Here is a 23,769-nt window from a genome sequence, read left to right as displayed (position 1 = left end):
GACCTGCGCCTGCCTGCCCACCTGGTTGTCCACAGGCCTCGCGATCCAGCTTCGGAGAATGTCGTTGGTGGCGGCTAGGGTGATGCGGTGGGTGTAGATGTGCGGGAACTTCTGGAGGCTGCGGTCTCCGCGATCGGCGGGCAGACGCGCCCGGGCCAGGTCGAGATGGCCGAAGCGGTGAACGGATCGATGCACGACGGATCGCATCTGCTGGTCCAGGCCGGGACCGGGACGGGCAAGTCGCTCGGCTATCTGGTGCCGGCCCTGATCCATGCGGTGGAGGACCGGCGAGTGGTCGTCTCGACGGCGACGCTGACGCTGCAGTCGCAGCTGGTCGACCGGGATGTGCCGGCCTTGCTCGACGCCACCGAGAAGCTGCTCCCGCGCCGCCCGTCGTACGCGATCCAGAAGGGCCGCAACAACTACGCCTGCCTGCACCGCATCCGCGAAGGCGCCCCCGACGACGACGGCATGCTGATCGACCTGCCGCCCGCGGGACCGGTCGGCCAGCAGGTGCTCGAGCTGCGCGACTGGGCCGAGCAGCAGTTGATCGACGGCGAGGCCGGCGATCGCGATCACGCGCCCTCGCATCAGTACCAGGCGTGGCAGCAGGTGGCGATCGCCGCCCGTGAGTGTCTCGGCGCGCAGAAGTGCCCGTACGGCGAGGAGTGTTTCGCCGAGAAGGCCAAGGAGCAGGCGCGCAAGGCCGACATCGTGATCACCAACCATGCGCTGCTGTCGATCGACGCGTTCGAGAACCGCACCGTGCTGCCCGAGCACGACGTGGTGATCGTCGACGAGGCACACGAGCTGCCGGCCCGGGTCACCGGCGCGGCCGGCGACGAGCTGTCCCCGCAGATGGTCGAGCGGGCCGCCAAGCGCGCCCGCCGGTTCATCGACGACGACAAGGCCGACGACCTGATCGACGCCTCGGACGCGCTCCGGGCGGCGCTCGACGAGACCCGCGAGGGCCGGATCGAGGCGGCCAACGGCGTAGTACTGGAGGCCGCCGCGCTGGTCCGCGATGCTGCCCGCTCGGTCTACTCCGATCTGAACAAGAAGTCCGACGACAAGGACGACGACCCCGACGGCGCGAAGCGGCAGTCCAAGGGCGCGGTCAAGGAGATCTTCGACGTCGCCGAGCGGGTCGCGGCGTTGAGTGACATGGATGTCGTCTGGATGGTCGATCGGGACCGATTCGGCCGACAGTTGCAGATCGCCCCACTCACGGTGGCGGGTCTGCTGCGCGAGCTGGTGCTGAAGGACCGGACCGTCGTGCTGACGTCGGCGACGCTCACCCTCGGCGGCGACTTCGACGCGATCGCCCGGCAGGTGGGGCTGCGGCCTTCGGACAAGCTCGCTGACGATGACGAGATACCGTCGGTGGACACGGACTCGGAGACCGGGCCGCTGCCGTGGCGCGGGCTCGATGTCGGCTCGCCCTTCGAGTACGAGAAGCAAGGCATCTTGTATGTCGCCAAGCACCTGCCGCCGCCGCATCGCGACGGGTTGGGCAAGAAGCAGTTCGAGGAGATCATCGACCTGATCACGGCCGCGGGTGGGCGCACGCTCGGGCTGTTCTCTTCCCGGCGGGCGGCCGAGGCGGCGACTGCTGCCGTCCGCGAGGCGACCGACCTGAAGGTGCTCTGCCAGGGCGACGCGCAGCTGGGGGAGTTGTCGCGGGAGTTCGTGGACGACCCGGAGACGTCGCTGTTCGGCACGCTGTCGCTGTGGCAGGGCATCGACGTACCGGGATCGACCTGCAACCTGGTGATCATCGACCGGGTGCCGTTCCCGCGACCTGACGAGCCGCTGATGGCGGCCCGGCAACGCGCTGTCGACGAGGCTGGCGGCAACGGCTTCATGGCGGTCGCCGCGACGCACGCCGCCCTGCTGCTAGCGCAGGGGACCGGCCGGTTGATCCGCCGAACGTCCGATCGGGGCGTGGTCGCGATTCTCGATCCGCGCATCGTTACCGCTCGATACGGCGGCTACCTGCGCGCCTCCTTGCCCCCGATGTGGCCCACCGCCGATCGTGAGAAGGTGCTCGCTGCCTTGAAGAGACTCCAGGACTGAGCGTGTCTGCGCCCCCGGTGCTGCCGATGATGGCGTCGCTCGGCACGATGCCGTCCGGGGCGGGGTGGTCGTACGAGATGAAGTGGGACGGCATCCGGGTGATCGCCGAGGTCGACGAGACCGGCTGCCGGTTGTGGTCGCGCAACAGCCGCGACGTGTCAGGCGGGTACCCGGAACTGCTCGGGCTCGCGCAGGCGCCGGGGTTGGAGCTGCCCGCAGTACTGGATGGTGAGATCGTCACGCTCGACGAGTCGGGGGCGCCATCGTTCGGGTTGCTGCAACGGCGGATGCATGTCCGCGATCCGCGTCATCTGGCCCAGTTGATCAACCAGGTGCCGGTGTCCGTCCGCGTCTTCGACGTACTCCGGTACGCGGGCGAGTCGTTGCTAGAGGCAACCTACGACGAGCGGCGCGGGCTGCTCGACTCGCTCGACCTCGGCGACCCGTTCTGGGAGATCCCACCGGCGTACGACGATCCGGACGAGGCGCTGGACCTGTCCGCCTCGCAAGGGCTGGAGGGCGTGGTCGCCAAGCGGCGCAAGTCGCGGTACCTGCCCGGCAAACGCAGCTCCGACTGGATCAAGATCAAGCCCGTGCTCACCCGCGACGTCATCCTCTGCGGCTGGCATCCCGGCGAAGGCAATCGCCAGGGCAGGATCGGCTCCTTGTACTGCGGCGCCTACGACGCACCGGGCGGTGAGCTCGTACTGATCGGCAAGGTCGGCTCCGGCCTCGACTTCGCAATGCTGGAGGTGCTGGGTGCCGAACTCGCCGCCCTAGAAATCGACACCCCACCCTTCGACACCTCCACCATCCCCACCGCCGACCGCCGAGCCGCCCATTGGCTAGACCCCCTCTTGGTAGCCGAAGTCACCTACTCCGGCTGGGCCGGAGACGGCCGCCTCCGCCACCCCGTCTGGCGAGGCCTCCGCCTCGACATCAACCCCGACTCAGTCGTCCGCTAACCCCGACGTGTTAGCGGCCGACGTTTGAGTGGTTGGCGGCTGTGAGGATGTCGTAGCCCTCGGCGTAGGTGATCGAGCCGGCTTGCAGCAGTTGCGTGGCCTTGCTGCCGACCGCAGTGACGTATGCCTTGTGGCTCGGCCAGTTGGCTTCGGCATCCGGCAACTCATCGGTGAGGGTGCAGCCGTAGCGTAGGTTGCGGTTGACGACCTCGCTGTCGATGTTGCCGGTCCACACGGTCGGCCTCAGATCCGAATGCGGACATGGATCCGCGGGCGGCGTGTAGGACGCCAGGTTCGTCTGGTTCGTGTAGCCGTCCGGCCGAAGCAACATGTAGTAGATGCCAGTCGGTGCCTGGGTCAGCCGGTACAGCCCACGGTCGCGGACGACGGTTGCGGCGCCGCTCAGGCTGTCCACGACGAACAGCCGGCTTCCCGTTACGGCGTACAGGTAGCCGTCACGCCACGACATCGCCCCGTCCGCCGATCCGGTCCTGCCGTTGAACACAGGAATCCGCCGGATGACCTCACCCGTCGTCGGATCGGCGACGAAGACCGTGCCGTCCGCCAGACCCCAGATGTTGCCGTCCGGACCGACGCTCAGCTCGGTAATGCTTGCCGCACCCGCCACCGGTACGACGTCCACGCTCACCGCGCCGCTCGTCGGGTCGACCTTGACCAGATGCGCCTCGGTGGTCCGTGGGTCGGTCCCTTGCCCGCTGTCGATGCTCGAACCAGCCCAGACGGCGGCGCCGAGCGGTAGTACCGACGCGATCGTCTCGTCGTGGACGACATTGCGGAAGACAGAGAGGTGACCGGTCGAGATGGTGTAGACGGAGAGCGCGCCGCCGTACTCGCCGTACCCGGGAGTGGTGCCGAGGTAGACGCGATCGCCGGACGGCACGACCGCGACCGGTCGGTTCTGCAGATCGCTGTCGACCAGTTGGAAGAGCACCCGTGGATTGGTCGAGCTCTCCGGAGCATTCGGATTCCAGATCGACAATTGGCCGTAGGGGTAGACGCCGACGTACAGGTTCTTGGTCGAGTCCCAGTTCCAGCCCTCGACCTGTCCCTGCCGTGCGGTCAGCGTCGCCCGGCCAGTCTTCGGGTCATAGCTGGTCGTCGAACCGTTGAGGAACGCGTTGACCAGGATCTTGCCGGTGACCGGATCCGCGATCGTGTGCATCAACGGCGCGCCGACGTACTGGAACGGCGACGTCCACTGATCCAGTACTCCGGTCTGCGGGTCGTAGCGCCACGTCCCGCCGGAGTAGTTCCCGCCCAGACCGTAAAGCATCGGCTTCCCATTATCGGTGAACCAGCCGTAGCCGATCGCTGCACCGCGGGCGAGTTGGACGCCGGAGGGGACTCGCCCAACGGTGTTGGTCGCCGTGTCGTAGTGGATGAGCGCCATGTTGTTGGTGAAGTAGACGCCGCCGGGGCCGACGTTCGAGACGCCGCGGGCGCCGATCGGGTAGTCGGTCACCTGGCTGCCAGTGGCGGCGTCGGTGAAGGTGATCTGCTGCTGGGTGGCTGCGTCGATGACGATCAAGCGATTGCTGGCGTTGCCGAAGACCTTGCCGTTCGCGTAGTCGAGGTCCTGGAAGTCCTTCGCCACCAGGTTCGGGGGAGTGACGTCCTGTTTGGTGCCGGTGTTCAGATCGATGCGGATCAGCTTGGCGACCGGGGTCATCAGGCCGGCATACAGAGCGTTGTGGTCAGGGTCGTAGACGGCGGCCCGGACGTACTGCTGGACCGGGTCGAGCGAGCCGTAGTCGGTGACTCGATTGGTGGCCGGGTCGTACTTGAAGGCGTGGGCGTTCGGGTACGTCCCGGCGTAGACCGCGCCGTCGCGACCGGAGGTGAGGCCGTAGATGGACGACTCGCCGCGGATCGGCTGGCCGAGGTCGGTGACCGTGTGCGTGTCGGGGCGGTACCGGTAGAGGTGCGCATTGGTGTAGCTGCCGACGTACACGCTGCCGTCGGTCGCGACGGTGATCGCCCACGCGCCGGCCGCGCCAGGCAGTGGGATCGCCCGGAGCAGTTCACGACTGTGGATATCGACGACATTGAGCGCCGCGTTCTCACCGGCCGGTACGGCGTACACGACGTCGCGACCGTCGGGCTCGTGGCCGAAGGCGCCCTCCATCACGGTCAGCGAGCTGAGCGGGGCACCGAGGTCCTTGACGGGATCCGGTGGCGCTGTCTGTATCGCTTCGGCCGCCTGGGCGGTGAGCGGGAGGGCGGCGGTACTGAGGATGGCGAGTGTTGCGAACAGTTCGAGGGCGCGCTGAAGCGGGCGGCGGCGCGGAATCATGGCGGTTCTCCCTGCGACGGTTCCATCGACCATAAAGCGGTCTTGACCGGAACGTCTACAGGCTGACGCCGCCTATTTCGGACATGACCGTAAGGCTGCCCGAAGGGTCAGTGAGCGAGGACTCAGGTCCCCGCAATCAGCTTTTGTGCCTCAGCTTCTGGTTTGCAGTGCGACGGGGGATGACTCACTGTCGCAGACAAAAGAACGGCATCGATTCCAGACCTGGTCCGGAATCGATGCCAGCTACCGCCGGTGAATCAGTCGCCTGATTCGCGCCGGCTCGGAGCCGGCACCGCGAGCGCAGCCTCGATCTTGTCCGTCAGTTTCTCCGGCGTGGCGGTCGGCGCGTAGCGCGCGATCACCCCACCGTCGCGGCCGATCAGGAACTTGGTGAAGCTCCACTTGATCCGGCCCCCGAGAAGTCCGCCCTGCTCGCGCTTCAACCAGTTGTACAGCTCCGGGGTCTTGGAGCCGTTCACGTCGATCTTGGCGAACATCGGGAACGTGACGTGGTAGATCGTGGACACGAAGTTCGCGATCTCGTTCTCGTCGCCGGGCTCCTGGTGACCGAACTGGTCACAGGGAAATCCCAGCACCGAGAACCCTTGTCTGCGGTAGGTCCTGTAGAGCTTCTGGAGACCGGTGTACTGCGGCGTCTGGCTGCTTTGCGACGCCGTGTTCACCACCAGGAGCACCTGGTCGCGGAAGTCGGAAAGAGACTGTTCATTGCCTTCGATCCGGGTGGCGCTGAAGTCATAGACAGTCGTCATAACTCAATCCTGACATGACACGCGCGAGTCCGCGCGCCGTCTGAGATGTCAGACACGCCGCAGAACTGTTACGACCTTTCCGAGGATGACCGCGTCCTTGCCGTCGATCGGCTCGAACGCCGGGTTGTGCGGCAGCAGCAGGATCTCGGTCGCGGTCTTCTTGAACGTCTTCACGGTCGCCTCGCCGTCGATCATGGCGGCGACGATGTCACCGTTCTCCGCGGTCTGCTCCTGCCGGACGACCACCCAGTCGCCGTCGCAGATGGCCGCCTCGATCATCGACTCACCCTTGACCTTCAGCATGAACAAGGTGCCCTCGCCAACCATTGCCCTGGGCAACGGGAAGACCTCCTCGATGTCTTGCTCGGCGAGGATCGGGTTACCGGCGGCGATCTGGCCGACCACCGGCACGTAGACCGCGTCCGGGTGCGCGTCGCCGGCGCCGGTCTCGTCGTACGACGTCTGCCGGACGGCGCCGACCGAGCCGCGGCGGGCCACGTCGGCCACCTCGTTGGGGTAGCGGACCTCGATCGCGCGCGGCCGGTTCGGGTCGCGGCGCAGCAGGCCCTTCTGCTCGAGCACCTTCAGCTGGTGGGAGACCGAGGATGAGCTGGTCAGACCGACCTTCTCGCCGATCTCGCGCATCGACGGCGGGTAACCGCGGCTGTCGACCGAATCGCGGATCACGTCCAGCACCCGGCGTTGGCGAGGCGTCAGACCGGTGGCGTCGGCGGGGCCGTCGGGCAGCTCGGAGACCGTCTTGGCGGCTGCTCCCGCGACAGGTCGATCGTCCTTGCTGGAACCGCTCGGCGTCCTGGCCATGGTCAGGCTTCTCCTCGGGTCGGGCCGGCGGTCGGGCACCGGCCAGGCTTTGTCGATTGAGAAGACCGTAGACCGAATCCTGAGATTCTTCAAACATCTGTTCGAAGGCGTGTCGGTTCGCACGTTTGTTCGCGTGTCAGGTTATAGGGCATCGGTGACCGGGATTTCTCCGGCGTGTCCTGGTTGGAAATAGTTGCGTACCGCGGGTGGTTCGGTTAATCATTCGTACAGGCGTTCGATCGAACAGGTGTTCGGGTTGATCGAACGGAGCGGTCCACCGGGCCGCTCGGCGAAAACTGTCGGCGGCGGCCGGTAGACAGAGATCGACAGCAGGACACGAGGTCTGAACGAGGGTCTGGAGGATCCGATGAGCACTGCGGCACTGGCGTCAGGAGCCCTGACAACAGAGGTGACGACGCCTGAGGTGACCCAGGCGCCCGGCGAACCCCGCAGGCGCCGCCGGATCCCCGGCACCACCACCGACCACCTACCCCTCCCCGGCCCCCTCCCGGTCCGCGCCTGCTCCGGCCCCGACCTCCTCCGCGAGGCCCGCCCGGCAACCCGCACCACCCGCCGGACCACCTGGTCAGAAGACATCGAGCCGTCAGCTCTGCAACTGACCCGCCGAGGCAAACTCCTCCTGACCACCCTCTCGGTCCTGATCTTCGGCGCCGCAGTAGCAGTCCTAGGCCTCCGAGTAGCCGGCGTCCTAGACCCCCAACCCCAGTTCGACCACACCATCCAGGTCCAGGTAGGCGCCGGCCAGTCCCTCTGGTCCATAGCCCAAGAAACCAACCCCACCGAAAACCCGGCCGTAGTAGTAGAAAAGATCGCCGACCTCAACAACCTCCAGAACCCCACCGACGTAATCCCAGGCCAAACCCTCCAAATCCCAGTCCGCTGACCCTGGCGCTGAGCTACTGGCAGAGGGCGGCGTTTACTACGTCTTCTACGGCGGTGGCTGTTGCGAGGGTGGTGGGGAGGGTGGTTACTGCGACGGTTGCTTGGCGGCCGTCGGGGGTGATGGCGTTGCGGGTTTCGTAGCCGGGGGCGTCGCCGCCGTGGCTCCAGGCGAAGCCGCCGCAGGTCAGTTTGAAGGTCTGGATGCCCAGGCCGTAGCGGGATGCGCCGCGCGGGCCGGCGTCGGGTGCCTCGACTGTGGTCAGCATCTGGTCGAGCTGCGCGGGCGCGAGGAGCTTGCCGCCGATCAGTGCGGCGAAGAAGCGGTTGAGGTCGCTCGGGGTGGAGATCAGCGCGCCGGCGGCCCAGGCCATCGACGGCTCCTGCTCGGTGACGTCGACCAGCGGCTTGCCGGGCTCAGTCATCCAATAGCCCTTGGGGTGGCGTTCGCGGATCGTCTGATCCCCAGTGGCCGGCCAGTACGTGTGCCGCAGCCCGATCCGGTCGATCACGCGCTTGGTGATCTCCTCGCCGAGCGGTCGTCCGGTGACCTTCTGCACCATCAGGCCCAAGATGATGTAGTTGGTGTTGCTGTAGCTCCACTCGGTACCAGGTGCTGAGGCAGCCCCATGGGCCAGCGCCAGATCGAGGAGCTGTCGCGGCTCGAAGTACGTGTGCTGCTGAGGTAGATAGTCGCCGGCGACATCCTGGTCGTAGTCGGGCAGACCGCTGGTGTGCTGCAGCAACTGCCGCACAGTGATGTTGTGACCGTCGATGCCCTTGCCGCGAACCAGGCCGGGCAGGTATTTCTCGATCGGCTGGTCGAGCTCGACTTTGCCTTCACCGACCAGCTGCAACACGACGGTGGCGACGAAGGTCTTGGTGTTGCTGGCGATCCTGACCTGGCCGTCGACCGGCACCTTCGCCTGGGTCTTCAGGTCCCCGACCCCGGCGGTGTAGTTGCGCGTCCGGCCGTCGCGATCCCGGACGGCGGCCAGCGCACCCGGGAACTTGTCGTCCTTGACCAATCGGTTCAGACCCTGCTGGACGACGTCGCCGGGACGGCTCGCGACAAGATTGCTATCGGCAACAGCCGGCGGAGTAGCGGACACCACGGCGGCCGCGACCAGGCTGGCTGTGACCGCGGCCGTGGCGAGCGCGGTACGTCGGCGCAGCCGCGGAGTACGGGTGGATGTGGTGCGGGTGAAAGACATGGTGACTCTCTCTGTTGGGCGGGATCTGCTTGCCCCAACAGCTTGGTCACCGTGAGCGGCCCGAACGATCCCGCAGCCTGCACGATGAGAGGTAGAGCAGGCTGCACCAATCAGCCGAGCAGCGACGACACCTGCACCACCTGGCCGGTTTCAAAGGATTGATTGGCGGCCAGGCCGATGAGGAGTGAGCGGGCGCCGTCCTGGTGGTCCGCGCCGCGGCCGAGCGGATCTTCAGCCGGATCGCCGAAGAGCGATTCAAGGAGACGCGCGTCGCCACCGCCGTGCCCTTGGCCGAGTTCGCCGTGCAGCAATGTCTGCGGCGGCTCCCACAAAGGATGCAGCGTCAGCAACGCCTCGGTCTCGCCGGGCTTCGCGTCGCCATGCTGTACCGCGGTCGCATACTGCTGCCCCTCCGGCGGAGTCGCGAAAGTGTTCTCCCGGACCAGCAACTCCAACCGCCCCGCACTCCCGTTGAACCCGATCCGGTAGCCCTCCCACGGCGAATAAGCCGTCAGGTGATAGCTCAACGAGGCGCCGGTCGAGTACCTGACCAGCACCGCCATATCGTCCTCGATCGTGATCCCTGGCGCGAAAACATTCTGATCGCGGTGATAGCCGTCCTCGTGCTCGGCCTCCAGGTAAAGCTCCCGCAACTGCGCCGAATCGGCCAGCTTGATCGCAAACGGATCATCCGCCGCGGCCGCCGCCCCAGCGGCCCGCTCGTAATCCCGGGCCAGCCCCCGCTTCTTGCCGTTCACATCCCCGTAGAAGAACAGCTTCCCGTCAGCGAACACCGTTACCGGCTCCGCGCCGATCCACCAGTTCACCAGGTCGAAGTGATGCGTCGCCTTGTGCACCATCAATCCACCGGCGTTCGCCTTGTCGCGATGCCAGCGCCGGAAGTAGTCGGCCCCGTGCCGCACATCCAGCAGCCATTCGAAATGGACCGACCCGATCTCCCCGATCGCCCCCGACGCGAGCACCTCGCGGACCTTCTCGTGCACCGGGTTGTAGCGATAGTTGAACGCCACCCGGACGGATCCCGGCGCTTTCTCCGCCGCCGCGAGAATCCGCCGGCAGCGTTCCGGATCCATCGTCATCGGTTTCTCGGTGATCACGTCCAGCCCCGCCTCGAGGGCGGTCACGATGTAATCGTCATGAGTCCGATCCATCGACGTCACGACCACCACGTCGACCCGCTGCTCGACCAGCATCCGCGCGAAATCACCGGCCTCGTACTGCGGTACCGCAGCCGCACCGAACTTCTCCGCCAGCCACCGGTTGTGCACCGCCATCCGGGTCTGGTTCACATCGCAGAACCCGACCAATTGAGCGCGATCGGCGTACGGCCCGGCCAGCGCGTTCACGAAGGTCTGCGCCCGGGCCCCCAATCCGACCACGGCGTAACGACGACGTTCCTCGGACAAGGCAGGCTCCTCACCACGACGGTACGGCAAACGCTTGCCATGCAATCACGATCAGCGCACGGCCGCCAGCCAGAGGTCCGCATAGCGTCGCCCGTCCACCGCGGTGGCGACCTGTACCACCGGTGGCGCCGCCCCGAACGGGTCAGTGGTCAAATCACCCGACCAATCCCGCGTATCCACGATCGTGCGCCCACGGGACCAACTCCCCGAAAGCTCCACCCGCAGCGGAAATGCCTGTGTCGTCAGCCCATCGGGATCGATCACCGCGCAAACCGCACCGCCGTCGCCGATACTCGCGCCGTCCGACTTGTACAACTCGCTCCGCTTCTCGATCAGCCGGCGCGCGAGCTCCGCCGATTGCGACCCGCTGAGCGCCTTCGCCTCGTCCAGCGGAATTACCACGTCGTAAAAGACATCCAGCCCGTACATCGTCACGGGAATGCCCAGCTCGCCGGCAGCGGCCAGCGTGATCGCCGCCGCCTCGGGGTCGGTCCAGATGTTGAACTCCGCCGACGCCGTCGCATTGCCGATCCCGGCCGCGCCACCCATGAAGACGATCTCGCGCAATCCCGCGGCGGCTTCCGGATAGGTCCGCAGCAGCAGGGCGATATTCGTCATCGGCGCCAGCGGAATCAAGGTCACCAATTCACCCGTCCGCGCGGCGTCCAGCAGCGCGTCGCGAAGCAACTCCACGGCGTGCCGCGCGTCCGGAGTACGGGTAGAGCGAGGCCAGTCGAGGTCGCCCAGGCCGTCGGCGCCGTGGACGTGCGGTGCCGTCCGGACGGGTTGAAGCAAGGGGAGTGCGGCTCCACGGCCGACCGGGACGTCCGGGCGGCCGGCCGCCTCGAGCACCGTCAGCGTGTTGACGACGACCTGGTCGAGCCCGACGTTGCCACCGACGCAGGTCACCGCCTTGAGGTCGAGCTCCGGATGCCGGGCGGCGAGGAGAAGGGCACAGGCGTCGTCCAGCCCGGTGTCGACATCGAGGATGACGGGTCTCATGCGCTCCATCCTCGCTGATCGCACCGGCCGGGTCGCAGCCGGTCCGGGCGGCGCATTTTGCTCCTCGAAAGGGTCTCCGCGGCGGCGCCACGCGGGAGTACACAGGCCCGTGCGGGTGTTGGAACAGGGAGACGCGCGCGAGATTCGGACGTTCTTGCAAACTGTCGGAGGCCGGACGTAGCATCCCTAGATGTAGTAGTTACACCCCTGTAAGTCATCCACAGGTAGTGGTTAGTTACTCACAGGTCATGCACAAGTTGTCCCCAGCTGATCCACAGATTCATCCCCAGGCAGGGGGTGGACGCTCACGGGAGGAGTGGTTCGCCATGCATTGTCCCTACTGCCGGCACGTGGACTCCCGGGTGGTCGACAGCCGGGTCGCCGAGGACGGCGGAGCGATCCGCCGCCGGCGGCAGTGCCCGGTCTGCGAGAAGCGGTTCACCACCGTCGAGCAGATGCAGCTCACGGTCGTGAAGCGCTCCGGCGCCACCGAACCGTTCAGCCGGGAGAAAGTGATCAGAGGAGTCGGCAAGGCCTGCAAGGGCCGGCCCGTCACCGTGGACGCCCTGGCCCGGCTGGGCCAGCAGGTCGAGGACACGTTGAAGGGCAGCGGCTCGCCGGAGGTGCCGGCCAACGAGGTCGGGCTGGCCATCCTCGGACCGCTGCGAGAGCTCGACGAGGTCGCGTACCTGCGCTTCGCCAGCGTCTACCGGCAGTTCGAGTCCGCCGACGACTTCGAGACGGAGATCGCGTTGCTACGGGCCGAGAAGGAGCCCGAGGGCACCGAGCCGTCGATACAGACATAAATCGGGGAATCAGCAGTATCAGCAGTCCAGCGACACCAGCGGGTAGCAGAGCACCATCAACGGGGCGGTCCCGACAGACCGCGACATTGAACAGGCGAGGAGCCAACATGACAGAGACGGTGACCGGCCATTCGGGGTCGACCAAGAGGTCGACGGCCGGGTTCCGCAGGGCCAAGAACGCGCCCGCGGGACTCACCATCGATCGCATCTTCACCACCGAGGGTGTGCACCCGTACGACGAGGTGACGTGGGAGCGCCGCGACGTCGTACAGCAGAACTGGAAGACCGGCGAGACCGTTTTCGAGCAGCGCGGGGTCGAGTTCCCCGACTACTGGAGCGTGAACGCCTCCACCATCGTCACCACCAAGTACTTCCGCGGCGCCGTCGGCCACGACAACCGCGAGTGGAGCCTCAAGCAGCTGCTCGACCGGGTCGTGAAGACCTACCGCAAGGCCGGTGAGGAGCACGGCTACTTCGCCACCCCGGCCGACGCCGAGGTGTTCGAGCACGAGCTCACCTGGATGCTGCTGCACCAGTACTTCAGCTTCAACTCGCCGGTCTGGTTCAACGTCGGGACCACGTCCCCGCAGCAGGTGTCGGCCTGCTTCATCCTCGCCGTCGACGACTCGATGGACTCGATCCTGAACTGGTACAAGGAAGAGGGCCTGATCTTCAAGGGCGGCTCCGGTGCCGGCCTGAACCTGTCCCGGATCCGCTCGTCGAAGGAGCTGCTCCAGTCCTCCGGCGGGACCGCCTCCGGCCCGGTCAGCTTCATGCGCGGCGCGGACGCGTCGGCAGGGACGATCAAGTCCGGTGGCGCCACCCGCCGCGCGGCCAAGATGGTCGTGCTGGACGTCGACCACCCCGACATCGAGGAGTTCGTCGAGACCAAGATGCGCGAGGAGGACAAGATCCGCGTCCTCCGCGACGCCGGCTACGACATGGACCTCGGCGGCCGGGACATCACCTCGGTGCAGTACCAGAACGCGAACAACTCGGTCCGGGTGACGGATGAGTTCATGCGCGCGGTCGAGGAGAAGGGCGAGTTCGGCCTGCGGGCACGGATCGACAACTCGATCATCGAGACCGTCGACGCGCGCGAGCTGTTCGACAAGATCAGCCACGCCGCCTGGGCCTGCGCCGACCCGGGCATCCAGTACGACGACACCATCAACGACTGGCACACCACTCCCGAGACGGGCCGGATCACCGCGTCCAACCCCTGCTCGGAGTACATGCACCTGGACAACTCGTCCTGCAACCTGGCGTCGCTGAACCTGATGAAGTTCCTCAAGGACGACGACACCTTCGACTCGGTCAACTTCGTCAAGGCCGTCGAGCTGATCATCACCGCGATGGACATCTCGATCTGCTTCGCCGACTTCCCGACCGAGGCGATCGGCGACACCACCCGCGCGTACCGGCAGCTGGGCATCGGGTATGCGAACCTCGGCGCGCTGCTGATGGCGACCGGGCACGCCTACGACTCCGACGGTGGTCGCGCGCTGGCGGGCGCTATCACCTCGCTGATGACGGGCACGTCGTACAAGCGCTCCGCCGAGCTGGCCGGCATCGTCGGCCCGTACGACGGCTTCGAGCGCAACAAGGACGCGCACACCCGGGTGATGCGCAAGCACGCCGCGGCCAACGACGCGATCCGTACCGTGCACGAGATCGACGCCGACGTGCACAAGCACGCCACGGCCGCCTGGGAGGGCGTGCTGAAGGTCGGCACCCGCAACGGCTGGCGCAACGCGCAGGCCTCGGTGCTCGCGCCGACCGGCACGATCGGCTTCATGATGGACTGCGACACGACTGGCATCGAGCCGGACTTCTCGCTGGTCAAGTTCAAGAAGCTGGTCGGTGGCGGCTCGATGCAGATCGTCAACCAGACGGTGCCGCGGGCGCTGCGTCAGTACGGCTACACCGAGGAGACGATCGAGGCGATCGTCGAGTACATCTCGGAGAACGGTCACGTCGTCGACGCGCCCGGCCTGAAGACCGAGCACTACTCGATCTTCGACACCGCGATGGGCGAGCGGGCGATCAAGCCGATGGGGCACGTGCGGATGATGGCGGCGGCCCAGCCGTTCCTGTCCGGCGCGATCTCGAAGACGGTCAACCTGCCGGAGACGGCGACGGTCGAGGAGATCGCCGACGTCTACTTCCAGGGCTGGAAGCTCGGCCTGAAGGCGCTGGCCGTCTACCGCGACAACTGCAAGGTCGGCCAGCCGCTGTCGGACTCCAAGTCCGCCAAGGCCACCGCCGACGCTGCCGCGGCCGAGCCGGTCGTCGAGAAGATCGTCGAATACCGGCCGATCCGCAAGCGTCTGCCGAAGTCGCGTCCGTCGCGCACGACGTCCTTCAGCGTCGGTGGCGCCGAGGGCTACATGACGGCCGGCTCGTACCCCGACGACGGTCTGGGCGAGGTCTTCCTGAAGATGGGCAAGCAGGGCTCGACGCTTGCCGGTGTGATGGACGCCTTCTCGATCGCGATCTCGATCGCCCTGCAGCACGGGGTGCCGCTGGAGACGTACGTCCAGAAGTTCACCAACCTGAAGTTCGAGCCGGCCGGTCTGACCGACGACCCGGACGTCCGGATGGCGCAGTCGATCATGGACTACATCTTCCGCCGGCTGGCGCTGGACCACCTGTCCTTCGACGACCGCTCGGCCCTCGGCATCTACTCCGCCGAGGAGCGCTCCCGCCAGCTCGACACCGGCTCCTACGAGCCGACCCCGGTCGAGGTGTCGGAGCCCGAGTCGCTGAAGTCCGTCGAGCCGCTGGCAGAGGTCGAGGCCTCCACCGAAAAGGTCGAGCTCCACGACGCCTCGATCGACGCCGCAGCAGCCAAGCCCGCCTCCTCCGAGGTCCGCACGACTGCCGAGATGTTCGAACTCATCACCGGCACCTCGGTGGACGCGCCCTTGTGCTTCACCTGCGGCACCAAGATGCGCCCCTCCGGCTCCTGCTACGTCTGCGAAGGCTGCGGCAGCACCTCCGGCTGCAGCTAACCCCCAAGTCAGCCTCCAGCTGACCCCACGTTGATAGCGCCACGGCCCCCGGGAACTTCCCACTTCCCCCGGGGGCCGCAGCGCGTCGGGTGGCAGGTAGTGAACAGGTTCCGGTTCTGGCCAGCGGAATCTGATCGTTCGGTGCTTGTGGATGCCTAGGATCGCCTTCGATCCAGACCGTCGTCCTCAGGAGCCGCCCCGATGTCCACAACCCTTCGACGTACGTCGGCTGCGCTCGCCGCTGCTGGTGTGCTGGTCGCAGCAGCGCTCACCGCAGCGCCGGCGTACGCCAACACGATGGCGAATTGCTACGCCCACCCGTCCAAGGAGCTGGTGAATTCGCGGCTCAGCGGCGCGATCTACTGCACCGACGGCGAGTGGCTCGGCGTGCATGACGACCAGGCCGACGGCTACAGCGCACGCGCGGCCATTCAGCTCTACCAGAGCCAGGTCGGCTTCTGGTACGACGCCCACGAGTGCTTCGACGACGTCTCGGTCGCCGACTACCAGGGCTGGTCCTTCTGCAACTTCTCCGTCCCCGACGGCACCCTGGTCCGCATCCGCCTCTGGTCCTCCAAGAACGGCGTCGAGTCGTATCCAGTCGTCACCGGGTCCTTCACCACCTGAGCCGGCCGCAGCGCGTCTAGAGCTCGTCCGGTTACGCAGGCATCACACGAACTGTTCGTCGGTGCCCGATCCCCACAACGTGTCCAGCAGTTCCCGTCCACGCTCGTCGATCAACGATGCCGGAACGGTTCGGCCCGTCCACAGTGTGAAGCTACCGGTGGCAGTGCGAGTCGTTACCCGGGTTGAATTTCCAGCCTGAATCTCGACGAGGCACTTGATGTAGGGCGCCCAAGTGCCCAGCAGCTTGGCGGACAGCTCAAGTCTTGGAGCTACTTCCTCGCCGATGCTGCCGGCGTCCGCCGCCCGGGTTCCTCGCTGAAGAGTTGTGGAGACGTAGTCGATCGACAGTTCATCGTGAGTGCGGATCTCCGGATCGACCAACTCTGCGAACTCGATTGTTCCGCGGAGCGCATCGAGGCTCATGAGGACGTGCTTGTGTGAGTCGCGGAGGCCGGCGACACCTTGGTAGGTGATGTCCTGACCGAGACGCCCGAGAGCCAACTGGAGAAGGTGGCAGACATCGATGGCGTCCTCGACGGAATCAGGCAGAGGAACCGTGTACTCGTGCTCGACGATGTTTCGCTGAACATTGAGCTTCCCGAAAAGCTTCAGTGAGATCAGGCCGACGCTGTCCAGCAGCGCGAGCTTCTGGGGGAAGGTCGTGTGCTTGTTGTTCCAGGCCAGGAGACCGTAGTTCTGAAGCAGCGTGTCGATCATCAGATGAAGCGCACGCTTCGTGTTTCCCAGTGCGTTGATCATGCCCCGTTCGGTGCCGGTGACGAAGTCGTCCCGGGCGTAGGCAAGGTACTGCTCCGCCGAAACACTAGTCACCACCGGTACTCCGGAAGCCTGCAGCACCGGTGAGAGGTAAGTCAGTGGACCGTCGGTGTAGAGGTGGGTCACCCCCATGAGGCCTGTCCTTCGTCAACCAGTGGCATTGGCCGATCTTACGAGCGCCAGCGGCCTGACGAAGCATGTATTTCAGCCGCCTGGACGATCCCGATGCGGCTACCACGAGGGCAGGGTGCGGCCTCAGTGGCCGAACTGGTCGCTGTCGGCTGCGGTGCGGCCGGTGCCGTCCAGGGCTGACAAGGCGGCCAGTTCGTCGTTCGTGAGTTCGAAGTCGAAGACAGCGAGGTTTTGCTCGAGGCGTTCGCGGTTGGCGGACTTGGGGATCGGTACTACGTTCTGCTGGGTTTCCCAGCGGAGTACGACCTGGCCTGGCGTCTTGTCGTGGGCCTTGGCGGCTGCTGTGACGGTGGGGTGGTCCAGGAGGTCGGTGCCCTTGCCGAGTGGGCTCCAGGCTTCGGTGACGATGTTGTGACTCGCGTGGAACTCCCGCTCGGCCTGTTTGGTCCACATCGGGCTCAGTTGGATCTGGTTGACCTCGGGGGCGACGCCGGTCTCGTCGATCAGTCGCTGCAGGTGGGTCGGCTTGAAGTTCGACGTACCGATGGCTCGGACCAGGCCGGCCTCACGCAACTCGATCAGCCCGCGCCAGGCATCGACGTACTGGTCCTGGTCCGGGTTGGGCCAGTGGATCAGCAGTAGGTCGAGGTACTCGAGGCCGAGCTTCTCCGCACTCGCCTCGAACGCGGTCCGCGCGCCCTCCACGCTGTGCCACCGCTTGTTGAACTTGGAGGTGACGAAGAGTTCCTCTCGCGCCAGCCCGGACGACTTCAGCGCCCGTCCGACACCGACCTCGTTGCGGTAGTTCTCCGCGGTGTCGATGAGCCGGTACCCGACCTCGAGAGCCTGTACTACGGCGCGTTCCGCGTCGGCGTCGTTCATCGGGGAGGTCCCCAGCCCGAGCCGCGGCAGCACCGCTCCGTTGCTCAGAGTGACGGTCGGAACGCTGATCATCGATCCTCCTGACAAGCCTCGGAAATCTCGTGGACACCGTATCCAACGTCGCCAGCAACCCCTTTCCCAGGCCCGGATCCGGGCAGTTCAGGCGGGCGAGACTGAGAGCCGAGACGCGGGCAGCGGATTGTCGGTGGGCTGGGTCATCATGGGGTTCGGCGGGACCGGAAAGCATGTGAGGGGTGGGCGATGAAGAACAGACTGATCACGCTGGTGGACCTCGGCCTGGACAGTTCCTTCGACGCCTCGATGACGTTCGTCCAGGGCATCACCAGCAATATCAACGCCGGCTGGAACAGTCCGGTGATCGACGTGAACTTCGTCCGCACCCGCGATCACGAGACGGCCTTCTCGGCGCTCACCACCCCGTCGACGGTGCTGCACGTGATGGCACACGGTGACCACAGCGACGAACCGTCGTTCCTGTCCACCGACGGCCAGACCCAGGTCTCGCTGACCGCGCTGGCGGACTGGTTCCTGGACCGCTCCTGGGGCATCGCCAGCGGCGTCGTCATCGCCGACGGCTGCAAAACCGGCATCGGCAAGTGGCAACGCGCCATCCGCGACTGCCTCCAGGACGACATCACCTATATCGGCACCAGCACGGTCATCGGGTGGTACGAAGCCACCGTCTTCTGCTCCGCCTTCTACGGCGCCCTGATCCGCAACCGAGGCCTGGGCAAAAGCCCCGCCGAGCAAGGCTGGGACGCCGCCAACCGAGCCATCAGCGCCTACGAAACCCTCACCGACGCCCGCTGCCCCTACAAACCAGTCCTCCTAACCCCCAGCCGCCGAGCCCTCCGCTCCCTAGCCGGCTGAGAACCGCCCGCGCTGTCAGTGCGGCTCGGATCGGCGGTGGGCGACACGCTTTGCGTGGCTACGGTGTGTGATGCGTGGCAGACTCTTTGTGGCTCTGGTGATGTGAGGTGATCAGCGCGGGGGTGAAAGGCGCGTAGCCGTGGCGAGACTCGGGCACCTGCGGCAGTTCGGTCAAGGTAATCCGCTCAAGCAAGGCGATCCTCGATGACGTCTACTCAGCGTGCTCTGCTGACAGCGGCTGCTGTGGTCGCTGTTTCCTCCCTCCTGGCGATGATTCTCGACCTGCCGGCCTGGCTGGCCGCGCTGGTTTCCACGGTGGTGCTGGTCGTCTTGGCGATGGTGTGGAAAGAGAAGAAGCCGGCACCTGTGGCGGCCCCCGCTCCACCCGCCCCGAAACCGGTGGATCGCGAACCTGTCTTCACCGCGCCGCCCACGCGCACCATCGCCGGAGTTCGGCTTCCGTCGACGTCTCCCGACTACCACTTCCACTTCTCCGCGATCGTCCAGTGGTCGCCGGTGATCACCGGACTGCGGCATGCGGACCTCGGCAGTGTGGCTGTCGATGCCTTGCTCAGCAGGGCGAAGGCGTTGACGGCGAGCCAGCAGCCGTCCGAGGAGGCGTTGAACCAGCACCGCCTCGCGTCGCTGCTCGGCGAACCGGATATCGACGAGAAGGGCCAGGTCCGCACCTGGGCCACCGAAGTACGGCTCAAGCTGCCGGACGCGGACTTCAAGCACCTCCAGAACATCACCGCGCTTCAGCGCCGTGCGCAGACCCTGCTGCTGGAACGTCAACTGGAGCAAGACAAACGCGCCTATCTCCGCGACGACGTCCTGGCCACGCCGGGCTCGGCCGTCGTCTGGTGGCTGGCGAACAATCCCGGCGAGGTCGCCCAGTGTGTGGACCTGCTCGGCACGCTCACCCGGCTGTCCGCGGCAGCCAACGACGTCCCGATCGAGACGCTCGAGCGTCGGTGGGACAGCGAGCACGGCCCGCTGGCGCTCGTAGTACCGGAACTGCCCGGGCTCAGCGACAAGGCGACCGAGCAGGGCGAGGATCAGGGCGATCAGCCTTCTGGCCAAGGCTGAGGCTGAGCCGTCTGGTCGGTAGGACCGGCGCCAGTACAGGGGAGACGCCGGCCCTACCGAGCTCATCAGTCGTCCATCCATCGGATCTCCGTCGCTCCGTCGTGCCCGTGAATGGTCAGCAGGGCGTCGACTCCGTCCTGCCAGACGGTGGTGGTCGGATAGCGGCCTCCCCAGTGCAGGGTGACGGTGCCGTCGGACCACTCCACGCCCTCGGCGACGACGCCGGTACCGCTCACACCTGAGACGTCGCGGTGCCGGAACAGGTGGAACCGTCGCGGCCCGGCCGCCGCCGCGACCTTCAGGTGCCTTCGCGGTGGCACTGGCGGCGGCGGTGGCCGGAGCATCGTCGCGGGTCTGCCGCTGATCTCGTCCATGGCCACAGTCAACGCTTCCGCTCAGCGCCCGACCATGAACTGAGCCTGTATCCACAGGTCACCGAACGTGCACCCACGAGCTCACTCAACCGACGTAATCTGGTTGCACAGAGTGATCGAACAACAGCTGGGAGGAGCGGGCCGATGACAGTCATCGACCAGTGGACGGGTCGGCACGCACGCGCCCTGCAAGCGGCGATGCGACTGACCGGCGAGGCCTTCGCCGAGCACCTCGGCATCTCGCCACGCACGGTCGCCAAGTGGCGAAGGCGCCCGGACATGGTCCCGAGCGCTCAACTCCAGGAGGCGCTGGACACGTCGCTGCGGCTTGCCACGCCAGAAGCCCAGACGAGATTCGCGGCCAGCGTCGGCGTACCGCAAACTGAGCAAGCTGCCCTGGACGACTCGATGGTCGACCAGTTGAATGCCGCCGTTGGGGAGTTGTCGCGCATACTCGCGACGCTGCAGACAGCGGAGAAGGGACAGAGTGGATGAGGCGTCGGGCGGTGACCTCGGCGAGCGTGAAGTCGGTGGGGTACGACCTGTCCAGCGGCACGCTCGAGCTGGAGTATGTGAACGGCAGCATCTACCAGTACTACGAAGTGCCGCAGCCGACGTATGCCGGCCTACTCGCCGCCCCCAGCATCGGCAACTACGTCAACACCCAGATCAAGCCCTACTACGAGTTCGCCGAGGTCTGACCCGGCTACATCGGCAGGATCTCGAAGATCTCGACCGCGAACCGTCCCTTGCCCTCGGTCAGGAACGGGTGCCCGTCGAGCAACGACCGAGCAGCATCCAAGCTGTCGGCCTCGACGATCGAGTAGCCGTTCTGGTCACTCGGTTCGGCAGCCGAGCCGTCGTCCCGCACGGATGCCCGAGGGGCCAGCGGATTGCCCTGGTCGACGATCGCCGAGGCGGCCTTGCCCATCCATTCGGTCCACAACTTCATCTGCTCCTCGCCCTGCTCCGGGGTGAAGTCCTCCATCGGCGTGGCCGGACCGCGGTACAGGTACAGGTACTTGCTCATGGTGCTTCCCTTCTCTCCCGCGGCACTGCCGTGCCGGCGGAACGCCCGTGCTGAGCGTGTATCTGACTGACGAGCGACCCGAGCCGGAATCGACAGCACCCGCCCACGTTTTCGCTGTGTCACCGAAGGGCACCAGAGGGTGGATCCACGGGGGTGTGCTCTTGCCAGGAGGTGGACATGCGCACTCGTAGAGCCTCTACGACTGGTTCTCGCGTCATCACGATCTTTGTGATCGTGTGGTTGTTGATCGGTCTCGCCGCGGCCGCTCAGCGAAGTTATTTCAAGAACGACAACGCCAGTTGCGCGAAGGTCGGCACGATCGTCGTCACGATCCTTGCCGGCCCGCTGAACTACATCGGTGCCAATCCGAAGATCGACTGCGACGCACCGCAGCCGTCTCGCTGACCATCGCTGCGGCTGCGGATGCTCCGGCATCCGCAGCCGCACTGCGTGCGCCTCGTCCGGCTAGGCTCCGAAGCAACCGACTGGGGAGGCGACGGCGTTGGCAGACGTGCTGCGGGACGAGATCGAGAAAGACCTGGAAGAGTTCAAGGTTCCAGGCGTCAGCTGGACGGTGATCGACAAAGGCGAGATCGTCGACCAGGGTGCTGCCGGCGTCCGTGAGGCCGGTCGGGACGATCCCATCACCGGCGACACGTTGTTCCAGGCGTGTTCGATCAGCAAACCGGTCGCCGTCTTCGCGCTGCTCCGGCTGGTCGATCGCGGTCTTCTCGATCTCGACCAGGACGTCAACCAGCGCCTGACGTCATGGCAGATTCCCCCGACGGGCGAGTGGCGGCCGATCGTCACCTTGCGGCAGCTGGCGAGCCACAGCGCCGGTCTGACGGTGCCCGGCTTCCCTGGGTACCGCCAAGGCGTCGAGCTGCCGACGCCGGTACAGATCCTGGACGGTGTACGCCCGTCGAACACCTTCGGCGTCCACGTGGACCTCGTTCCCGGCACCCAGTTCCGGTACTCCGGCGGCGGGACCGTCGTCCTGCAGCAACTACTCGAAGACGTCACCGGTACGCCGTTCCGCCAGCTCCTGCGCGAACTCGTCCTGGAACCGCTGGGCATGTCGAGTAGCGACTATGCGCAACCACTGCCCGATGAGCTCCATCACCGCGCGGCGACCGCGCATGACGAGTTCGGACGCCCGGTACCTGGCCGATGGCACTCCTATCCCGAGCTGGCCGCGGCCGGTCTCTGGACCACGTCGACTGACCTCGTCGCGTTCGCGCACGGCGTACGCAACGCGTATCTGGGAGTACCTGGAGCTCTCGTCTCGCAGGAGAGCGCGCGGGACATGCTCACACCGCAGATCCCCATCGCCGATCCGTGGGATGCGATGGAGGCGCTCGGCCTTGGAGCGTTCCTGGGCGACGGTGGGAGGCGCTTCGGGCACGGGGGCTCGAACAAGGGTTTCAAGTGCTACCTGGTCGCGTACCGGGATACAGGTCAAGGCGCTGCCGTCATGACCAACGGGGACAACGGGAGCTACCTGGTGGACAGGGCGATCGCACGGATCGCGGATTCGTACGGGTGGGAGGACTACCCGCTCGAGGTCAGCGATCGGGGCGAGGTCAGCGACGAGGAGCTCCGAGCCGTCGCGGGGACCTACCGCTTGGGGGACAACCTGTCGTTGGAGGTGACCGTGGCAGACGGTGGCCTCGAGGCCGTTTTCGGGCGACAGCCGGCGCTGAGATTCGCCTCCAGAGGAGACGGCCGGTACGCCGCACGCTGGGTGGCGAGCGAGTTGCGGCTGACCGACGGCCGGCTGACCTTCGTCCAGGAGGGCGAGGAGATCGAGTGCTCGCGGGCGAGCTGACCGCCCGGGAATAGGTTCGTGGGGGAGTGGGTTAGACCTGATGTCGTTCAGTGCAAGACCCCCGGGCCTCACACTTAGCCGCTACGAGCGGCCACTCGCCGAGAGGCGTCTACTGGGCGATGCGGTACTCGATGGGTGGGAGCTGGTTCGCCGGCTCCCACCCATTCGCTGTCTCCGGCTTGAACGGGTGCGGCATCATGATGTTGTGGCTCGCGGAGACGCGGGTGACTGGTGGGACAGGTGGGACGGCGCTGGGTAGGCCGGAGAGGGTTTGCAAGGGTTCGGCCAAGGTCCGGCCCCCGATTTGCATCTTCACCGTGAATCTCAGTAATGTTCTTCTTGTTGGAGCGAGTGCGGGACGCGAAAGCGGCCGGTCGCTCCGAACTCCCCGGGAACTTCCTAGCAGCTGAAGCACGCCTCTGGCGGGTCTTCAGTCGCTGAGTCACGGAGAGACTGGGACGAAAGAGGCCGATTTGACCGGCCGCGGACGAAACAGTAATGTTTGGCGGGTTGCCCCGGAGCTGAACTTGAAAGAGTAAAGCGCGGTGTGCGTCCGATTCTTGAGAACTCAACAGCGTGCCGAAAGTCAATGCCGAAATTTAGCATTTACCCCGTTCACAGCTCTTTATGGGTTGTGGCGGATTCCTTTGATTAACGGATGATTCAAGTCAGTTTGATTGTTTCTGAGATTATTGAAGGATCACTCAAAGTAGTCTGTTCCTCATCCTTTCGGGGGTGGGTTACATATAGATTTCAACGGAGAGTTTGATCCTGGCTCAGGACGAACGCTGGCGGCGTGCTTAACACATGCAAGTCGAGCGGTAAGGCC

The 23,769-nt window shown here is 66.0% G+C and carries 22 protein-coding genes and 1 rRNA gene; 13 read left to right on the top strand and 10 right to left on the bottom strand.

Going from position 1 to position 23,769, the window contains the following annotated elements; translation table 11 throughout:
- Positions 1–165: 165 nt before the first annotated feature.
- Together AB0M15_RS22680 and ligD are read left to right on the top strand one after the other, a co-directional pair.
- On the top strand, positions 166–2,076 hold the full coding sequence (locus AB0M15_RS22680; protein WP_363823821.1) for an ATP-dependent DNA helicase: 1,911 nt from the start codon (positions 166–168) through the stop codon (positions 2,074–2,076).
- 2 nt (positions 2,077–2,078) lie between these two features.
- Positions 2,079–3,041 carry a non-homologous end-joining DNA ligase gene (ligD, locus tag AB0M15_RS22675; protein WP_363822390.1) on the top strand — a complete coding sequence of 321 codons (963 nt, stop codon included), beginning with the start codon at positions 2,079–2,081 and terminating at the stop codon, positions 3,039–3,041.
- 10 nt (positions 3,042–3,051) lie between these two features.
- Here the strand turns inward: ligD and AB0M15_RS22670 are convergent, their stop codons facing one another.
- From AB0M15_RS22670 to lexA, 3 genes are all read right to left on the bottom strand, one after another.
- Positions 3,052–5,355: a hypothetical protein gene (locus AB0M15_RS22670; protein ID WP_363822388.1), complete on the bottom strand. Its 2,304-nt coding sequence runs from the start codon at positions 5,353–5,355 to the stop codon at positions 3,052–3,054.
- A gap of 257 nt (positions 5,356–5,612) precedes the next feature.
- Entirely contained in the window at positions 5,613–6,125 is a 513-nt protein-coding gene (locus tag AB0M15_RS22665; RefSeq protein WP_363822385.1) for a glutathione peroxidase, read from the bottom strand.
- A gap of 48 nt (positions 6,126–6,173) precedes the next feature.
- Positions 6,174–6,947 carry a transcriptional repressor LexA gene (lexA, locus tag AB0M15_RS22660; protein ID WP_363822383.1) on the bottom strand — a complete coding sequence of 258 codons (774 nt, stop codon included), beginning with the start codon at positions 6,945–6,947 and terminating at the stop codon, positions 6,174–6,176.
- Between the two features lie 367 nt (positions 6,948–7,314).
- Here lexA and AB0M15_RS22655 point away from each other — a divergent pair, with 367 nt between their 5' ends.
- Positions 7,315–7,851 carry a LysM domain-containing protein gene (locus AB0M15_RS22655; RefSeq protein WP_363822380.1) on the top strand — a complete coding sequence of 179 codons (537 nt, stop codon included), beginning with the start codon at positions 7,315–7,317 and terminating at the stop codon, positions 7,849–7,851.
- Positions 7,852–7,864: 13 nt separating this feature from the next.
- On the opposite strand, the gene AB0M15_RS22650 is transcribed toward AB0M15_RS22655, so the two are convergent.
- The 3 genes from AB0M15_RS22650 to AB0M15_RS22640 all read right to left on the bottom strand — a co-directional run bounded on the left by AB0M15_RS22650 (position 7,865) and on the right by AB0M15_RS22640 (position 11,490).
- Positions 7,865–9,061 carry a serine hydrolase domain-containing protein gene (locus tag AB0M15_RS22650; protein ID WP_363822377.1) on the bottom strand — a complete coding sequence of 399 codons (1,197 nt, stop codon included), beginning with the start codon at positions 9,059–9,061 and terminating at the stop codon, positions 7,865–7,867.
- A gap of 110 nt (positions 9,062–9,171) precedes the next feature.
- On the bottom strand, positions 9,172–10,488 hold the full coding sequence (locus AB0M15_RS22645) for a Gfo/Idh/MocA family oxidoreductase (RefSeq protein WP_363822374.1): 1,317 nt from the start codon (positions 10,486–10,488) through the stop codon (positions 9,172–9,174).
- A 51-nt stretch (positions 10,489–10,539) separates the two neighbouring features.
- Positions 10,540–11,490: a nucleoside hydrolase gene (locus AB0M15_RS22640; protein WP_363822372.1), complete on the bottom strand. Its 951-nt coding sequence runs from the start codon at positions 11,488–11,490 to the stop codon at positions 10,540–10,542.
- Between the two features lie 326 nt (positions 11,491–11,816).
- Between AB0M15_RS22640 and nrdR the strand changes: the two genes are divergently transcribed.
- The 3 genes from nrdR to AB0M15_RS22625 all read left to right on the top strand — a co-directional run bounded on the left by nrdR (position 11,817) and on the right by AB0M15_RS22625 (position 15,937).
- A complete protein-coding gene (gene nrdR, locus AB0M15_RS22635; protein ID WP_328326125.1) occupies positions 11,817–12,296 on the top strand; it encodes a transcriptional regulator NrdR in 480 nt (159 codons plus the stop codon).
- Positions 12,297–12,403: 107 nt separating this feature from the next.
- Positions 12,404–15,310, top strand: coding sequence for a vitamin B12-dependent ribonucleotide reductase (locus tag AB0M15_RS22630; protein ID WP_363822368.1), 2,907 nt, complete (start codon positions 12,404–12,406; stop codon positions 15,308–15,310).
- A 201-nt stretch (positions 15,311–15,511) separates the two neighbouring features.
- Positions 15,512–15,937 (top strand): hypothetical protein, encoded by a 426-nt coding sequence (locus tag AB0M15_RS22625; protein WP_363822366.1) that lies wholly within the window; start codon positions 15,512–15,514, stop codon positions 15,935–15,937.
- 42 nt (positions 15,938–15,979) lie between these two features.
- Here the strand turns inward: AB0M15_RS22625 and AB0M15_RS22620 are convergent, their stop codons facing one another.
- The gene (locus tag AB0M15_RS22620; protein ID WP_363822364.1) at positions 15,980–16,840 is read right to left on the bottom strand and encodes a hypothetical protein; all 861 of its coding nucleotides are present in this window, start codon (positions 16,838–16,840) and stop codon (positions 15,980–15,982) included.
- A gap of 129 nt (positions 16,841–16,969) precedes the next feature.
- The gene (locus tag AB0M15_RS22615) at positions 16,970–17,800 is read right to left on the bottom strand and encodes an aldo/keto reductase (protein WP_363822361.1); all 831 of its coding nucleotides are present in this window, start codon (positions 17,798–17,800) and stop codon (positions 16,970–16,972) included.
- A 189-nt stretch (positions 17,801–17,989) separates the two neighbouring features.
- Between AB0M15_RS22615 and AB0M15_RS22610 the strand changes: the two genes are divergently transcribed.
- Both AB0M15_RS22610 and AB0M15_RS22605 read left to right on the top strand, forming a co-directional pair.
- Positions 17,990–18,619 carry a hypothetical protein gene (locus AB0M15_RS22610; protein WP_328326117.1) on the top strand — a complete coding sequence of 210 codons (630 nt, stop codon included), beginning with the start codon at positions 17,990–17,992 and terminating at the stop codon, positions 18,617–18,619.
- A gap of 204 nt (positions 18,620–18,823) precedes the next feature.
- Positions 18,824–19,708, top strand: coding sequence for a hypothetical protein (locus AB0M15_RS22605; protein WP_363822355.1), 885 nt, complete (start codon positions 18,824–18,826; stop codon positions 19,706–19,708).
- Between the two features lie 65 nt (positions 19,709–19,773).
- On the opposite strand, the gene AB0M15_RS22600 is transcribed toward AB0M15_RS22605, so the two are convergent.
- On the bottom strand, positions 19,774–20,082 hold the full coding sequence (locus tag AB0M15_RS22600) for a hypothetical protein (RefSeq protein ID WP_363822353.1): 309 nt from the start codon (positions 20,080–20,082) through the stop codon (positions 19,774–19,776).
- Between the two features lie 144 nt (positions 20,083–20,226).
- On the opposite strand from AB0M15_RS22600, the gene AB0M15_RS22595 reads away from it, so the two are divergent.
- Both AB0M15_RS22595 and AB0M15_RS22590 read left to right on the top strand, forming a co-directional pair.
- Positions 20,227–20,577, top strand: coding sequence for a helix-turn-helix domain-containing protein (locus AB0M15_RS22595; protein ID WP_363822351.1), 351 nt, complete (start codon positions 20,227–20,229; stop codon positions 20,575–20,577).
- Positions 20,574–20,783 (top strand): KTSC domain-containing protein, encoded by a 210-nt coding sequence (locus tag AB0M15_RS22590; protein ID WP_363822347.1) that lies wholly within the window; start codon positions 20,574–20,576, stop codon positions 20,781–20,783. Before AB0M15_RS22595 ends, AB0M15_RS22590 begins: the two co-directional genes overlap by 4 nt.
- A gap of 5 nt (positions 20,784–20,788) precedes the next feature.
- Here the strand turns inward: AB0M15_RS22590 and AB0M15_RS22585 are convergent, their stop codons facing one another.
- Entirely contained in the window at positions 20,789–21,112 is a 324-nt protein-coding gene (locus AB0M15_RS22585) for a hypothetical protein (protein ID WP_363822342.1), read from the bottom strand.
- Between the two features lie 177 nt (positions 21,113–21,289).
- Between AB0M15_RS22585 and AB0M15_RS22580 the strand changes: the two genes are divergently transcribed.
- The 3 genes from AB0M15_RS22580 to AB0M15_RS22570 form a co-directional block, all read left to right on the top strand.
- Positions 21,290–21,517 (top strand): hypothetical protein, encoded by a 228-nt coding sequence (locus tag AB0M15_RS22580; protein WP_363822339.1) that lies wholly within the window; start codon positions 21,290–21,292, stop codon positions 21,515–21,517.
- Between the two features lie 106 nt (positions 21,518–21,623).
- On the top strand, positions 21,624–22,940 hold the full coding sequence (locus tag AB0M15_RS22575) for a serine hydrolase domain-containing protein (RefSeq protein ID WP_363823816.1): 1,317 nt from the start codon (positions 21,624–21,626) through the stop codon (positions 22,938–22,940).
- A gap of 753 nt (positions 22,941–23,693) precedes the next feature.
- A 16S ribosomal RNA gene (locus tag AB0M15_RS22570) occupies positions 23,694–23,769 on the top strand; the annotation flags it as partial.

The sequence above is a fragment of the Kribbella sp. NPDC051718 genome, assembly GCF_040681515.1.
Classification (GTDB): Bacteria; Actinomycetota; Actinomycetes; order Propionibacteriales; family Kribbellaceae; genus Kribbella.
Note: the sequence above shows the minus strand (reverse complement) of the source record. Positions and strands in the feature narration are given on the sequence as shown.

Coding starts and splice junctions, on each gene's coding strand:
- nrdR (WP_328326125.1), top strand. CDS start 11,817: ATGCATTGTCCCTACTGCCGGCACGTGGACTCCCGGGTGGTCGACAGC.
- AB0M15_RS22650 (WP_363822377.1), bottom strand. CDS start 9,061: ATGTCTTTCACCCGCACCACATCCACCCGTACTCCGCGGCTGCGCCGA.
- AB0M15_RS22655 (WP_363822380.1), top strand. CDS start 7,315: ATGAGCACTGCGGCACTGGCGTCAGGAGCCCTGACAACAGAGGTGACG.
- AB0M15_RS22595 (WP_363822351.1), top strand. CDS start 20,227: ATGACAGTCATCGACCAGTGGACGGGTCGGCACGCACGCGCCCTGCAA.
- lexA (WP_363822383.1), bottom strand. CDS start 6,947: ATGGCCAGGACGCCGAGCGGTTCCAGCAAGGACGATCGACCTGTCGCG.
- AB0M15_RS22585 (WP_363822342.1), bottom strand. CDS start 21,112: ATGAGCAAGTACCTGTACCTGTACCGCGGTCCGGCCACGCCGATGGAG.
- AB0M15_RS22590 (WP_363822347.1), top strand. CDS start 20,574: ATGAGGCGTCGGGCGGTGACCTCGGCGAGCGTGAAGTCGGTGGGGTAC.
- AB0M15_RS22665 (WP_363822385.1), bottom strand. CDS start 6,125: ATGACGACTGTCTATGACTTCAGCGCCACCCGGATCGAAGGCAATGAA.
- AB0M15_RS22615 (WP_363822361.1), bottom strand. CDS start 17,800: ATGATCAGCGTTCCGACCGTCACTCTGAGCAACGGAGCGGTGCTGCCG.
- AB0M15_RS22630 (WP_363822368.1), top strand. CDS start 12,404: ATGACAGAGACGGTGACCGGCCATTCGGGGTCGACCAAGAGGTCGACG.
- AB0M15_RS22680 (WP_363823821.1), top strand. CDS start 166: ATGGCCGAAGCGGTGAACGGATCGATGCACGACGGATCGCATCTGCTG.
- AB0M15_RS22605 (WP_363822355.1), top strand. CDS start 18,824: ATGACGTCTACTCAGCGTGCTCTGCTGACAGCGGCTGCTGTGGTCGCT.
- AB0M15_RS22580 (WP_363822339.1), top strand. CDS start 21,290: ATGCGCACTCGTAGAGCCTCTACGACTGGTTCTCGCGTCATCACGATC.
- AB0M15_RS22610 (WP_328326117.1), top strand. CDS start 17,990: ATGAAGAACAGACTGATCACGCTGGTGGACCTCGGCCTGGACAGTTCC.
- AB0M15_RS22600 (WP_363822353.1), bottom strand. CDS start 20,082: ATGGACGAGATCAGCGGCAGACCCGCGACGATGCTCCGGCCACCGCCG.
- AB0M15_RS22670 (WP_363822388.1), bottom strand. CDS start 5,355: ATGATTCCGCGCCGCCGCCCGCTTCAGCGCGCCCTCGAACTGTTCGCA.
- AB0M15_RS22625 (WP_363822366.1), top strand. CDS start 15,512: ATGTCCACAACCCTTCGACGTACGTCGGCTGCGCTCGCCGCTGCTGGT.
- AB0M15_RS22640 (WP_363822372.1), bottom strand. CDS start 11,490: ATGAGACCCGTCATCCTCGATGTCGACACCGGGCTGGACGACGCCTGT.